Source organism: Helicobacter pylori (genome assembly GCF_030323545.1).
GTDB lineage: Bacteria > Campylobacterota > Campylobacteria > Campylobacterales > Helicobacteraceae > Helicobacter > Helicobacter pylori_CO.
The window spans coordinates 1,160,740-1,174,343 of sequence record NZ_CP122954.1; the positions used below are offsets into that span (position 1 = coordinate 1,160,740).

General features: G+C 38.4%; 16 protein-coding genes and 1 tRNA gene. 12 read left to right on the forward strand and 5 right to left on the reverse strand.

What is annotated here, in order from left to right:
• Nucleotide 1 precedes the first annotated feature (1 nt).
• From QAP06_RS05505 to QAP06_RS05520, 4 genes are read right to left on the reverse strand one after another with little or no spacing between them, the layout of a single operon-like run.
• The gene (locus tag QAP06_RS05505; RefSeq protein WP_286465318.1) at nucleotides 2-1,324 is read right to left on the reverse strand and encodes a M23 family metallopeptidase; all 1,323 of its coding nucleotides are present in this window, start codon (nucleotides 1,322-1,324) and stop codon (nucleotides 2-4) included.
• A 9-nt stretch (nucleotides 1,325-1,333) separates the two neighbouring features.
• Complete coding sequence (locus tag QAP06_RS05510) at nucleotides 1,334-2,278, reverse strand: outer membrane beta-barrel protein (protein WP_286465321.1); 945 nt, start codon at nucleotides 2,276-2,278, stop codon at nucleotides 1,334-1,336.
• Between the two features lie 8 nt (nucleotides 2,279-2,286).
• Complete coding sequence (locus QAP06_RS05515) at nucleotides 2,287-3,129, reverse strand: outer membrane beta-barrel protein (RefSeq protein ID WP_286465323.1); 843 nt, start codon at nucleotides 3,127-3,129, stop codon at nucleotides 2,287-2,289.
• Entirely contained in the window at nucleotides 3,119-3,841 is a 723-nt protein-coding gene (locus QAP06_RS05520; protein ID WP_121100754.1) for a hypothetical protein, read from the reverse strand. Before QAP06_RS05520 ends, QAP06_RS05515 begins: the two co-directional genes overlap by 11 nt.
• Before the next feature lie 148 nt (nucleotides 3,842-3,989).
• On the opposite strand from QAP06_RS05520, the gene panB reads away from it, so the two are divergent.
• From panB to QAP06_RS05565, 9 genes are all read left to right on the forward strand, one after another.
• The gene (gene panB, locus QAP06_RS05525; RefSeq protein WP_140528355.1) at nucleotides 3,990-4,802 is read left to right on the forward strand and encodes a 3-methyl-2-oxobutanoate hydroxymethyltransferase; all 813 of its coding nucleotides are present in this window, start codon (nucleotides 3,990-3,992) and stop codon (nucleotides 4,800-4,802) included.
• On the forward strand, nucleotides 4,803-5,813 hold the full coding sequence (gene ruvB / locus QAP06_RS05530; RefSeq protein WP_000664489.1) for a Holliday junction branch migration DNA helicase RuvB: 1,011 nt from the start codon (nucleotides 4,803-4,805) through the stop codon (nucleotides 5,811-5,813). It abuts the gene before it with no gap.
• A 67-nt stretch (nucleotides 5,814-5,880) separates the two neighbouring features.
• Nucleotides 5,881-6,363, forward strand: a complete 483-nt coding sequence (gene tatB, locus QAP06_RS05535) for a Sec-independent protein translocase protein TatB (RefSeq protein WP_286465335.1) — start codon at nucleotides 5,881-5,883, stop codon at nucleotides 6,361-6,363.
• The gene (tatC, locus tag QAP06_RS05540; RefSeq protein ID WP_120936260.1) at nucleotides 6,356-7,102 is read left to right on the forward strand and encodes a twin-arginine translocase subunit TatC; all 747 of its coding nucleotides are present in this window, start codon (nucleotides 6,356-6,358) and stop codon (nucleotides 7,100-7,102) included. Before tatB ends, tatC begins: the two co-directional genes overlap by 8 nt.
• The gene (gene queA / locus QAP06_RS05545) at nucleotides 7,103-8,140 is read left to right on the forward strand and encodes a tRNA preQ1(34) S-adenosylmethionine ribosyltransferase-isomerase QueA (RefSeq protein WP_286465337.1); all 1,038 of its coding nucleotides are present in this window, start codon (nucleotides 7,103-7,105) and stop codon (nucleotides 8,138-8,140) included.
• A complete protein-coding gene (gene rsmG / locus QAP06_RS05550) occupies nucleotides 8,137-8,673 on the forward strand; it encodes a 16S rRNA (guanine(527)-N(7))-methyltransferase RsmG (RefSeq protein ID WP_286465338.1) in 537 nt (178 codons plus the stop codon). The genes queA and rsmG overlap by 4 nt, the downstream gene beginning before the upstream one ends.
• Nucleotides 8,667-8,897 carry a PP0621 family protein gene (locus tag QAP06_RS05555; protein WP_000944428.1) on the forward strand — a complete coding sequence of 77 codons (231 nt, stop codon included), beginning with the start codon at nucleotides 8,667-8,669 and terminating at the stop codon, nucleotides 8,895-8,897. The genes rsmG and QAP06_RS05555 overlap by 7 nt, the downstream gene beginning before the upstream one ends.
• A 2-nt stretch (nucleotides 8,898-8,899) precedes the next feature.
• Complete coding sequence (locus QAP06_RS05560) at nucleotides 8,900-9,307, forward strand: hypothetical protein (RefSeq protein ID WP_180665649.1); 408 nt, start codon at nucleotides 8,900-8,902, stop codon at nucleotides 9,305-9,307.
• Nucleotides 9,308-9,350: 43 nt separating this feature from the next.
• A tRNA-Ser gene (locus QAP06_RS05565) sits at nucleotides 9,351-9,438 on the forward strand.
• Between the two features lies 1 nt (nucleotide 9,439).
• Here QAP06_RS05565 and QAP06_RS05570 read toward each other — a convergent pair.
• Nucleotides 9,440-10,042 (reverse strand): outer membrane protein, encoded by a 603-nt coding sequence (locus tag QAP06_RS05570; RefSeq protein WP_000291621.1) that lies wholly within the window; start codon nucleotides 10,040-10,042, stop codon nucleotides 9,440-9,442.
• A 290-nt stretch (nucleotides 10,043-10,332) separates the two neighbouring features.
• Between QAP06_RS05570 and QAP06_RS05575 the strand changes: the two genes are divergently transcribed.
• Genes QAP06_RS05575 through ftsH form a run of 3 tightly spaced genes read left to right on the forward strand, consistent with a single transcriptional unit; the run spans nucleotide 10,333 to nucleotide 13,604 of the window.
• Nucleotides 10,333-10,707 (forward strand): chemotaxis response regulator CheY, encoded by a 375-nt coding sequence (locus QAP06_RS05575; protein ID WP_000772148.1) that lies wholly within the window; start codon nucleotides 10,333-10,335, stop codon nucleotides 10,705-10,707.
• Between the two features lie 12 nt (nucleotides 10,708-10,719).
• On the forward strand, nucleotides 10,720-11,697 hold the full coding sequence (prmA, locus tag QAP06_RS05580) for a 50S ribosomal protein L11 methyltransferase (RefSeq protein ID WP_286467566.1): 978 nt from the start codon (nucleotides 10,720-10,722) through the stop codon (nucleotides 11,695-11,697).
• An 8-nt stretch (nucleotides 11,698-11,705) separates the two neighbouring features.
• Nucleotides 11,706-13,604 (forward strand): ATP-dependent zinc metalloprotease FtsH, encoded by a 1,899-nt coding sequence (ftsH, locus tag QAP06_RS05585; protein WP_286465344.1) that lies wholly within the window; start codon nucleotides 11,706-11,708, stop codon nucleotides 13,602-13,604.

The window sequence follows — 13,604 nt, forward strand, 5'->3', positions numbered from 1 at the left end:
ACTATCCTTTCATTAAAATCCGTTTGGCTTGCTCTATGGGGGCGATGATATTGGTTTTTATCCATTGCTCATTAAGCCATTCATTAGGCCTAACAAAAACCCCTTGCAAAAGCATCCCTAAATGCAACCCAATCCCTAATTTCAAACCACTACTCCCCACGCTTTCATCATCTTTTAAATGAGCTAAAAAAACGCACAAACCCAACCCATAGCAATTGATTAAACTATTACCATAAAAATCGAACTCCCCCTTAAAAACCCTCTTCACAGATAAATCAAACGCTAAAGATAAATCCTTTCCAGGCATCAAATCCACCCCTAAATGCAAGAACTGGAACAACACCTGATTATCCTTTAAGATACGCCGATTTTCTAAAAAATTGCTTGTCATTTTAAAAGGCCCATTCAAGGGTTTTAGCGCTTGAAAATGAGAAAAATCCTTATAAAAATCCCCTTGCTCTAAAGCTATCTTTTGGATTTTTTCTAAATCTTTTAAACGCATGTTGGAAAATCTTTCTAATAAAGTTTGTTCAGTGTCGTTTTGGAATTTTTCTTGCTTTGCAATCTTATCTTTTAAGGCGCTTAAGTCTATATCTTTTTCCCTCAAACGATGGGTTTTTCGTTTGAACAATAAAGGGGTGGTATTAGAGTTATAGGCTTTATCTTTAGCGACAATGAACGCCTTAAAATCCTTATTTTTATAAGACCAAGGCACTAGAGCGATAAAAACATTACGCTGTTTGAATTCTAAAAGCCTGAAAGCTTCAAAATCCTTTTTTTTGACGCGCACAAACGCTTGAGACAAATTCTTATCCAAAGCTTCAAAGACAACTATCGCGCTCCCTCCATAAGCGATGCTTGGGGATCGAGATAAAATAGTAATTGAGGGTTTTATCGTATCAACACACACTTCTTGTTTGAAAGACGCCTTATTGCCATTGAAGAAATTAGCATAACTCCAATCATTAGCTTGAATTTCATACAAAAGGCACTTGTCTTCTAGCCCCATGATTTCAGGCTTGATCAAAGGCACTTCTAAAGACTTGGGTTTATCCAATACCAAATTTTTTTTTTCGTATAAGATCAAATCATCTTGTGTGGTTACTTTTAAATTATAGCGTTTGATGCCCTTTGGGGCTACTATTTTAATCTTAATGGGTTTTTTTAAATCCCAAAAAAGCGCTTCATCATTGCCATTAAGCGCTTTCTCTTCGCTGCTTAAACTAAAACTTAAAGCTTTAGGTTTTGTGATTAAAGCGTTAAAAACCAAATAACCCCCTAAAATTAAAACGACTAACGCTAAAATTTTAAACCTTAACTCCAAAATCAAGCCTTAAAAAATAAACGCATAATTCACTAATAAAAAACTGGATCGCTTGAACTGGTTGTTAGCCGAAACCAACAAACGCTCATCATCTTCTTTATTTTGATAAATCGCTCCCTCTTCCACTCCCATTCTCAAATAGCTAATCGGTAATTTGGTGCCAATCTCTAAGCGGTGTTTCCTATAAAGCGTTAAACTCACGCCCACATTAAAAGTGTAATCCACTTCAATCAAAGATTTCCATAAAAAATTAGGGCTTGAATAGCCCCCCACTACCAAATTCCTCCCGTTTTGATTAGGCTTGTCTTGATAGAGCATAAGCCCTATCCCAAAACCCGCATAAACGCCTAAAAAATGCTTTTTAGTTTTAAAATCTAAAGGCATATCAAACAATAAATCCGTATTCATAGCCCCTAAAACATAAATAAACGAGCCTACAGGTTGCTTGATTGCATTCTCTTTTAACACCCCTCCCCCAAGCAATAAATCCCCATAAAATCGTGTCCCAAAATAAGGCACAAAGTATTTTTGATACCCGAATTTAACGCTAATCATAGAAACAGGAGCGTTAATATTGATATTGTTTTTAAACGCGCTAGGGGCATTCGCACCGTATCTGTCTAACATCTCCCCTTGATAAGACAAGTTAAGTTCCCCATAAGCATACCCACCCCCTAAAAAAACCCCACTCTTATCATCGGCTATGGAAAAAGATTTGAGTAATTTCTCTTTTTTCTTGGAGGAAATTTTAGGATAAGATCGATTGATGTATTCTTCTTCAAACTTATCCTTATCCATCTCTTTGGGCGAAACCCCTTTTTCGGTGAGCTGTTGCTTTAAATGGTTTATTTTTTCGCCTAATTGTTGGTTTTCTTCTTCTAAATTGTCATAATCTGCCGCTTGAAGTCCCAATATGAACACGATGTAAATCAAACCATATTTAAATTTCAACATTTTAGCCTTTACAATAAATAGTTATAACTAATATAATAAATATTAGTGCTTTTAAAATAATATAAAAAGGTTTGCGAAGTTTCTTTTAAGGGAGGCATTTTTAAGGCTAATTCAAAGCGGTGTTTAAGATTAAGCGTCATGCTCACCCCTAAATTCAACACTAATCCAAAAGCGTTAGGCTGTGAATACCCTTTAATCTCTTTTAAATTTTGATACATCCCATTCCACCCCACTCCAACGCCTCCAAATATCCCTAACGCAAACCTTTTTTCTTTGTCAATAGGCTTATCCATCAATAGATCAATATTCAAGCTTGCGGTTTGATAAGAGGCTAAAGAATCGCTTTTAAACCCTTTCATCGCCCCCCCTAAATACTCCCCATAAAAGCGTAAGGCGCTAATCCCGTTAGCAAAATACTTTTGATACCCGCTCCTTAACCCATACAACAAAGGAGAATCTTGAATGTTATTTAAAAGTTCAAACTTCTCGTAAGGATGAGCGTTAGTCCCTATATCGCCAAGAATTACGCCTATAAAAAAACCGCTCTTGTTTTTAGCCATTCGTTGGAATAAAATGGATTCATTTTTTTCATGCAATTCCCCTTTGAGCATGTAAAGCTGGCGTTTTTTCTTATGGATTTCTTCAAGCAGGCTTTTTTCATCAATATTCTTTTTAGCTTCCTTCTTTTCTTCAAACTCTAGCGTTTGGGTGCGTTTTTCTTCCAAAAGAATGGGAGCGTCTCTAGAGGTATTTTCTTCAGTCATACTCTCTTGAGCCGTATTTTCTTCAGCGTGCAAGCTTAAAATAAAACCAAAGCATAAAATAAGATTTCTTATTTTTTTAGAACACATATTGATACCCAATACTTGCTATAGCTCCCCACCAAGTCTCTTTTGAAGAATTAGATTGCAAAAAAGGGAAATTATTCAAAATTTTAAATTCAAATTCAATGCGGTTTTTTTCTAACACCGTTAGAGCCAATCCTGCGTTAAAAGACATCCCCCATTCCGCCGTATAATTCACCCCATGCGCCACAACCCCTAAACCCAAACCCATATAACCCCCCATATAAAGGTATTTTCCCACAAAGGGTAAGGGAATGTCCAATAAAAAATCCCCATTCAGCATAACCGATTGAAACCCCACGCTCCCAAAGCCCGCTTTTTTAGGAGCTCCTCCATAATATTGGATATAAATGCGCCTGCCAATGATATTTGGCTTGACCAAGCGCGCAAAAAAAGACGGCCTGAAAGTTTGATAGCCAAAACGCAAGCCGTAAGCGAACAAATAATTTAAAATATTCCCCGTGATGCTAGAGCTATTGGTTTTGACCATGATTTCATGGTTGTAAAAAAAACCGGTATTGATCCCTAAAATAAGCCCGCTTTTAGCGTTCGCTCTCTTTAAATCTCTGATCAATTCCTCAACTTCTTTATCTTCATAAGCCTTATAATACTTGATATATTTGTAATATTTTGGGTCTAGGGTATCATAATCAAGCGCACTCAATCCCGTATAAAACCCCATTAAAGACCATAAAATAACATGTTTTTTAAGACCCAAAATCGCTAAATCCCTTGAATTGTTTGTTAAAAGTTTCTTTCAATTATACTAAAATAATTAAAATGACCGGTTAAAATGGAGTAAAATTTTTACCCACCCCAATAAAGTCATGCTACAATGCCACTATATTTAACACTTAGGATTTTTAATGAGCATGCAAACCGCCCCAATTAAAAAGATCACTCTCAACCACCTCCAAGCTAAAAAAAATCAAGAAAAAATCATTGCTATCACCGCTTATGACGCGCTGTTCGCTCAAATATTTGATCCGCTAGTGGATGTGATTTTAGTGGGCGATAGTTTGAATATGAGTTTTTTCAACCAAAACGACACTTTAAGCACGAGTTTTGAGATGATGCTCTATCACACTAAAGCCGTGTGCGCGGGTGCTAAGACTCCTTTTATCATCACAGACATGCCCTTTGGAAGCTATAAAGATGAAAAAACAGCCCTAAAAAACGCCATTAGGGTTTATAAAGAAACCCAAGCGAGCGCGATCAAACTAGAGGGCGGAAAAGAAAAAGCGAAACTGGTTAAAACGCTCACTAATGAGGGTGTTATTGTGGTAGGGCATATTGGCTTGATGCCCCAATTCGTGCGTCTTGATGGAGGCTATAAGATTAAGGGCAAAAATGAAGAGCAACAAAAAAAGCTTTTAGAAGACGCCTTGAGTTTAGAAGAAGCCGGAGTGGGTTTATTGGTTTTAGAGGGCATAACCACCCCTATCGCTCAAACGATCACGCAAAAAATCAAAATCCCCACGATCGGCATAGGGAGCGGCAAGGATTGCGACGGGCAGATTTTAGTGTGGAGCGACATGTTGGGTTTTTTTGATAGCTTTAAGCCTAAATTTGTGCGAGAATACCTTAAGGGGAAAGAATTGATTCAAAACGCTATCAAACAATACGCTGATGATGTGAAAAAGGGAAACTTCCCTAACGAATTAGAAAGTTATCATTAAATGAAAGAACGGATAGTCAATTTAGAAACTTTGGATTTTGAAACTTCTCAAGAAGTGAGTTTGCGCCCCAATCTTTGGGAAGATTTTATCGGTCAAGAAAAGATTAAAAGCAACTTGCAAATTTCTATTTGCGCGGCTAAAAAACGCCAAGAAAGTTTGGATCACATGCTCTTTTTTGGCCCGCCCGGTTTGGGTAAAACTTCAATCAGCCATATCATCGCTAAAGAAATGGAAACCAATATCAAAATCACCGCCGCTCCCATGATAGAAAAAAGCGGTGATTTAGCCGCCATTTTGACTAATTTGCAAGCTAAAGACATTCTTTTTATTGATGAAATCCACCGGCTTAGCCCAGCGATTGAAGAGGTTTTATACCCGGCTATGGAAGATTTTAGACTGGATATTATCATAGGCTCAGGCCCAGCCGCTCAAACCATTAAGATTGATTTACCCCCTTTCACCCTCATCGGCGCTACCACTAGAGCCGGAATGCTTTCTAACCCCTTAAGAGACAGATTTGGCATGAGTTTTAGGATGCAATTTTATAGCCCTAGCGAACTAGCCCTCATCATCAAAAAAGCCGCCGTTAAACTCAACCAAGACATCAAAGAAGAAAGCGCTGATGAAATCGCTAAAAGGAGCAGAGGCACGCCAAGGATCGCTTTAAGGCTTTTAAAAAGGGTGCGCGATTTTGCGTTAGTCAAAAATTCAAGCCTGATGGATTTAAACATCACTTTGCATGCTTTGAATGAATTAGGCGTGAATGAATTGGGCTTTGATGAGGCGGATTTGGCGTATTTGTCTTTGTTGGCTAACGCTCAAGGACGGCCGGTGGGTTTGAACACGATTGCAGCATCTATGAGAGAAGATGAAGGCACGATTGAAGATGTGATTGAGCCTTTTTTACTCGCTAATGGTTATTTAGAGCGCACCGCTAAAGGCAGAATCGCCACGCCTAAAACCCATGCGCTTTTAAAAATCCCCACTTTAAAGTCTCAAACTTTATTTTAATCTTGTTTAGAAAGAAAATTACACTACAATAACGATAAAATTTTAAAGGGTGTGAAAGTAGATTATTATGTTTGGCATGGGCTTTTTTGAAATCCTTGTGGTGTTGGTTGTGGCGATTATTTTTTTAGGGCCAGAAAAATTCCCCCAAGCCGTCGTGGATATGGTGAAATTTTTTCGTGCGGTTAAAAAAACGCTCAATGACGCTAAGGACACTTTAGATAAAGAAATCAATATTGAAGAAATCAAAAAAGAAACCCTAGAGTATCAAAAGCTCTTTGAAAATAAAGTGGAGAGTCTTAAGAGCGTTAAGATTGAAGAATTAGAAGACGCTAAAATAACTTCAGAAAATGAGATTAAAAGCATTCAGGATTTGATGCAAGATTACCAACGCAGTTTAGAAACCAACACGCCACCTAACCATTTAAATGAAGAAGTTTCCAATGAAGAAGCCTTAAACAAAGAAGTTTCAAGCGATGAATCTCCTAAAGAAGTCAAATCAGCAACCGATAACAACACCAAAGAACACGACAAAGAAAAAGAGCATGTTTGAAGATTTAAAACCGCATTTACAGGAATTAAGAAAGCGTTTGATGGTTTCTGTAGGAACGATTTTAGTGGCGTTTTTGGGGTGCTTTCATTTTTGGAAAAATATTTTTGAATTTGTTAAAAATTCTTATAAAGGCACGCTCATTCAGCTCTCCCCTATTGAAGGGGTCATGGTAGCGGTTAAAATCAGTTTTTCAGCCGCTATCGTCATTTCCATGCCTATTATCTTTTGGCAATTATGGCTCTTTATCGCTCCAGGGCTTTATAAGAATGAAAAAAAAGTGATTTTGCCTTTTGTGTTTTTTGGGAGTGGGATGTTTTTGATTGGGGCGGCGTTTTCTTACTATGTGGTGTTCCCTTTCATCATTGAATACTTAGCCACTTTTGGGAGCGATGTGTTTGCGGCTAATATTTCTGCATCCAGTTACGTGAGCTTTTTCACACGCTTGATTTTAGGCTTTGGCGTGGCGTTTGAACTGCCTGTTTTGGCGTATTTTTTAGCTAAAGTGGGCTTGATTACCGATGCGAGCTTGAAAGCGTATTTTAAATACGCTATTGTAGTGATTTTTATTGTAGCAGCCATTATCACTCCCCCTGATGTGGTGAGTCAAATCTTTATGGCGTTGCCTTTAGTGGGGCTTTATGGGCTTTCTATTTTAATCGCCAAAATGGTCAATCCGGCTCCCAAAGATAACGAAAATAACAACGAAAATGATAACGAAAATAACACCAAAGAGAATTAGTTGAAAGAATTTGATTTAGAAAGCTATGATTATTATTTACCTAAGGAATTGATCGCAAACTACCCCGTTTTGCCCAAAGAAAAGGCTAAATTACTTGTCTATGAAAGGCGTTCGCAAACAATCACGCACACCACTTTTGAGCATGTTTTAGATTTTTTCCCTAAAAACGCCCTTGTGGTGTTGAACGACACTAAAGTGATGAAGGCCAGGCTTTTTGGATCTAAGCATGCCCTTTTGCCATCAAAAACGACCGAAGTGTTTTTCCACCGCTTTTTTAAAGACAATACCGCCCTAACTCAAATCAAGGGTAAGATCAAAGCGGGGGATAAGATCTTTTTTGATGCAAATTATTACGCCGAAGTTTTGGAATTGCTTCATAACGGCCAACGCTTGATCGCTTTTTATAACCATAAAACCCCCTTAAATCAAGAAAATATCTTAAAGCTTTTAGAGCAATACGGGCATATGCCCTTACCTCCTTATATTAAAAGAGCCGATGAAAGTTTGGATGCGCATGAATACCAGAGCGTGTTCGCTAAACACATCGGCGCGGTGGCTACCCCTACGGCATCATTGCATTTTTCTCAACACGGCTTAGAAAAATTATTGAAAGATTTCAAGCACGCTTTTTTAACCTTGCATGTGGGAGCTGGGACTTTTCTTAGCGTAGAAACTAAAGATATTAGAGAGCATCAAATCCATACAGAAGTTTTACACATTCCTAAAAAGAGCCAAGAAATTTTGCAAGAATCCCAAGAGATTTTATGCATCGGCACGACCGCTTTAAGGAGCGTGGAATATTTCAAACGCTTAAAAAACCCTAATCAAGAGGCGTTTGAATGCGACATATTCTTGCATCTTGCCAATCCTATTTTGCATGTTAATTATTTGCTCACTAATTTCCATTTGCCCAAATCTAGCCTTTTAATGCTTGTGAGCGCGATGATAGGCTTAGAAAAAACCAAAGAAATCTACAAAATAGCCATAGAAAAGAAGTATCGTTTTTATTCTTATGGCGATGGGATGCTGATTTTATGAACCCCTTATTGCAAGATTACGCGCGCATCCTTTTAGAATGGAATCAAACGCACAATTTGAGCGGCGCAAAAAATTTAAGCGAGTTAGAACCCCAGATCACAGACGCTCTAAAGCCCTTAGAATTTATCAAAGATTTTAAAAGCTGCTTGGATATTGGGAGCGGGGCGGGACTTCCTGCTATCCCTTTAGCCCTTGAAAAACCTGAAGCGCAATTCATTCTTTTAGAGCCAAGAATAAAAAGAGCGGCTTTTTTAAACTACCTTAAAAGCGTTTTGCCTTTAAAAAACATTGAAATCATTAAAAAGCGTTTAGAAGATTATCAAAATCTTTTACAAGTGGATTTAATCACTTCTAGAGCGGTCGCTAGCTCTTCTTTTTTGATAGAAAAAAGCCAACGCTTCCTAAAAGATAAGGGGTATTTTTTATTCTATAAAGGCGAGCAGTTAAAAGATGAAATCGCTTGTAAAGACACTGAATGCTTTAGGCATCAAAAGCGTATTTATTTTTACAAATCAAAGGAGAGTTTATGTTAAGAATTTTAATCCCCTTGCTCATTATTGTGTGGGTTTTATGGCGTTTGTTTTTGAGACAAAAACCCCTTAAAGACAACCACTCTTATACGCAACAAACCCCTAAAGAATTAGAAGATCACATGATTGTATGCTCTAAATGCCAAACCTATGTCTCTAGCAAAGACGCTATTTATAGCGGGGCGGTAGCCTATTGCAGTGAAACTTGTTTGAATAATAAGGGGTAAATATGCTTATTTTAGGACACCCTTTAATCCCTAGCGATCGTTTTATTTTCATTAAAAACACCGACGGCATTCATTCTAGCACCAATAACGATATAGTGTGTTTTGAAGCACACCCAAAAAATTTGGAATTAGCTAAGTATTGCTGTGAAAATAGCGTCAATTTTAGCGTGATCTTTTTATCGCACAAGATAGAGACAGACACCTTTTTTTTATTCAACGCTTTCAAACCGCTCTATTGTATTTTTAAGGATATTAAACAAGCGATACTCGCCCAACAACACGCCACTAATTACTTGTTAGATAGCAAAATCTTATTTTTTATGGATTTAAACGATACAGAATTGTGGGAAATTTGCGCTAAAAGTCAGATTGATGGCGTTATTTCTAAAGATTCACTCCCTTTAAAATAAGCCCTTTTTAAACAAATCTTAGTTACAATAAGCCCTTTTTTAAGGGGAGATGTCCGAGTGGTTGAAGGAGCACGCCTGGAACGCGTGTAAGGTGCAAGCCTTCGAGGGTTCGAATCCCTCTCTCTCCGCCATTTAAAAATGCCACGAATGCGAAACAAAAAACAAAAAGCTCCTTTCAAACAAGCTGCGCCTTTCAGGGGTTAGAAAGATTTTCATGCCAATTTCCACATCCACCTTATGATACAAAACGATCGTGCGAAACTGCACCCCAAATTTCCCGATAGCCCTGAAATAAGTGTTGTGAAAATTGAAATCTTTTAATGAATCCCAAGTATTCACCACCAAATCTTTGACTTTATTGTTGAGTATCCATGTGTTAGCGGCCAGTTGCAAGCCAAAGAAAAAAGCCCAGCGGTTGATAGGGTTTTTAGCGTAGGCGACCATAAAATCCCCTCCCACCCCATAAGTGAACATGTTCGCTTGCAAAGTAGAGTCATTATTAAAAAGCACATTGCCATAATCTATAAAGAAATAATACCTAGAATAAGCCCAATCGTTTTTAGGATTCACTTCATAGCCTTGAAGGATTGAAGCCCCTTGTAAAAGCTTGTTAGTGTTTAAAGGGCGCATAAACACCGTGCCTATTTGATAAGAAGAAGACATGTAACTCAAATTTTCAGCATTTAAAATATTTAAAAAACTTATACCCAGTATTAAAATTCTTAAATAATACACTTACTTGTAAAATCCTTGTCTTTCTTTTTTTCAAACCATCCAATGACCCTTTATCGTGCTCAAAAGTTATTTTATTACTTTTAAACTATTATGATAGCAAACAAACTGAATTTTTTTACAAATGAGAACGCTCATTAAACGCTCCATTTAGCCAATGATTATTGTTGGTCAAGGTAATTTTAATCAAAACATGCTATTATTTGGAATGATTTATTATTATAGGGCGTTAGAGACGCTTTGGCTGTTTAAAAAGAGCCTAATTTAAATGCAATCTTAAAAGGAGAAGCGCTTTGAAACTACTAGTAGTAGATGATAGCTCAACTATGAGAAGAATTATTAAAAATACACTTTCACGCTTAGGCTATGAAGATGTTTTAGAAGCTGAGCATGGGGTGGAAGCTTGGGAGAAACTAGACGCTAATGCGGACACTAAGGTGCTTATTACAGATTGGAACATGCCTGAAATGAACGGCTTGGATCTCGTTAAAAAGGTGCGTGCGGACAGCCGTTTTAAAGAAATCCCTATTATTATGATCACCACAGAGGGCGGTAAGGCCGAAGTCATTACGGCTTTGAAAGCGGGCGTGAACAACTACATTGTGAAACCTTTTACCCCCCAAGTTTTGAAAGAAAAATTAGAGGTTGTTTTAGGGACAAACGATTGAGTGTTAAAGCCAATGTATTATGAGTTTTTCTTTATCTTCCCTAAGGAGCGAGAGCTTTTTGAAAGCTTTCTTTTAGACACTACGCATCTAGCATTAGAAGAATCAAGCTTAGAAAATTTAAAAGCGTTTGACGATAAAGAAACCATTGAATTTATAAGCCAATCCAATTGGCATTATTTCGCCACTCATGACCCCCTAAAGAAAGATTTAAAAGAAAAACCCCCACATCTCAAAAATTTCGTTATTTTACGCTCTCAAAAGGATTTGAATAACTCGCTCATTCTAGCATTAGAAGCGTTTTGTTTGAATTTAAAACAAAACTTGCAAAGTGAGTTTGATTTTTTCTATCTTTCACGCAATTTGGCTTCAAAAGATTGGCTAGAAGCCTACAAACAAGCTGTTTTGCCGGTGCGATGTGCCAAATTTTACATACACCCTAGCTGGCATCAAAAGCCAAGCCATGCCGCTATAAATGATTGCATAATGATTGATCCGGCTTTGGCCTTTGGATCAGGCCATCATGAAAGCACTTCTATGTGTTTGGAACTGCTCTCTAACCTTGATTTAAAACGCAAAAACGCTTTAGATGTGGGCTGTGGGAGCGGGATTTTAAGTATCGCTTTAAAAAAACAAGGCGTTAGTGCTTTAGTAGCTTGCGATACGGATAGTTTAGCCGTTGAAGAAACCCTAAAAAATTTTAGCTTGAATCAAATACCCCTATTAGCGCAAGATAAGGTCATTTATGGCTCTACGCAAAAAATTGAAGGGCGTTTTGATATTATTGTGGCGAACCTTGTCGCTGATGTGATTAAGAGTTTGTATAGTGAATTTGTGCGGCTTTGTAACCACACTCTTATTTTATCAGGGATTTTAGAAACCCATTTAAACTCTGTTTTACAGATCTATTATAATGGATTTGAGGTTTTAGAACAGCGACAGCGTAACGAATGGGTCGCTCTAAAATTGCTTAAAAAACAACCAATAAATTAAGGATTATAATGAAACCAACGAACGAACCTAAAAAACCTTTTTTTCAAAGTCCCATTATCCTTGCAGTTCTTGGAGGGATTTTACTCATCTTTTTCCTACGCTCTTTCAATTCTGATGGCAGTTTTTCGGACAATTTCTTAGCTTCTAGCACTAAAAATGTGAGCTATCATGAAATCAAACAGCTCATCAGCAATAATGAAGTGGAAAATGTGAGTATCGGTCAAACCTTGATCAAAGCCAGCCATAAAGAGGGTAACAATCGTGTGATCTATATCGCTAAACGAGTGCCTGATTTGACCTTAGTGCCTTTGTTAGACGAGAAAAAAATCAATTATTCTGGTTTTAGCGAGTCTAACTTTTTTACGGACATGTTAGGGTGGCTCATGCCTATTTTAGTGATTTTAGGGCTATGGATGTTTATGGCAAACCGCATGCAAAAGAATATGGGTGGGGGTATTTTTGGCATGGGAAGCACGAAAAAACTCATCAACGCTGAAAAACCCAATGTGCGTTTTAATGACATGGCAGGCAATGAAGAAGCCAAAGAAGAAGTGGTAGAAATCGTAGATTTCTTAAAATACCCCGAACGATACGCCAATTTAGGGGCTAAAATCCCTAAAGGCGTGTTATTAGTAGGGCCTCCAGGAACTGGTAAAACCCTTTTAGCAAAAGCGGTAGCCGGCGAAGCGCATGTGCCGTTTTTCTCTATGGGGGGGAGCAGTTTCATTGAAATGTTTGTGGGCTTAGGGGCAAGCAGGGTTAGGGATTTGTTTGAAACCGCTAAAAAACAAGCCCCTAGCATCATTTTTATTGATGAAATTGATGCCATAGGTAAGAGCCGAGCGGCTGGAGGCGTGGTGAGCGGGAACGATGAAAGAGAGCAGACCTTAAACCAGCTCTTAGCCGAAATGGATGGCTTTGGGAGCGAAAACGCACCTGTGATTGTCTTAGCCGCAACGAACCGCCCTGAAATCTTAGACCCAGCTTTAATGCGTCCAGGGCGCTTTGACAGGCAGGTTTTAGTGGATAAGCCTGATTTTAATGGCAGGGTAGAAATCTTAAAAGTGCATATAAAAGGCGTGAAACTCGCTAATGATGTGAATTTGCAAGAAGTCGCCAAACTCACCGCAGGCCTTGCTGGGGCGGATTTAGCGAATATCATCAATGAAGCCGCGCTTTTAGCAGGAAGAAACAACCAAAAAGAAGTCAGGCAACAGCATTTAAAAGAAGCGGTTGAAAGAGGGATTGCAGGGTTAGAAAAGAAAAGCAGGCGCATCAGCCCTAAGGAAAAGAAAATCGTCGCCTACCACGAAAGCGGGCATGCCGTGATTTCTGAAATGACTAAAGGGAGCGCTAGGGTGAATAAAGTTTCTATCATTCCAAGGGGCATGGCGGCTTTAGGCTACACCCTTAACACGCCCGAAGAAAACAAATACTTGATGCAAAAACACGAACTCATCGCTGAAATTGATGTGCTTTTAGGCGGGAGGGCGGCTGAAGATGTCTTTTTGGAAGAAATTTCTACCGGTGCGAGCAACGATTTAGAAAGAGCGACTGATATTATTAAAGGCATGGTGAGTTACTACGGCATGAGCAGTGTCAGTGGGCTTATGGTATTAGAAAAACAGCGGAACGCCTTTTTAGGAGGTGGTTATGGAAGCAGTAGGGAATTTAGCGAAAAGACCGCAGAAGAAATGGATCTTTTCATTAAAAACTTGCTAGAAGAACGCTATAAGCATGTCAAACAAACCTTAAGCGACTATAGAGAAGCGATTGAAATCATGGTCAAAGAATTGTTTGACAAAGAAGTCATTACAGGCGAAAGGGTGCGTGAAATCATCAGCGAATACGAAGTTACCAACAATTTAGAAAGCCGTTTGATCCCTTTAGAAGAGCAAGCGAGTTAA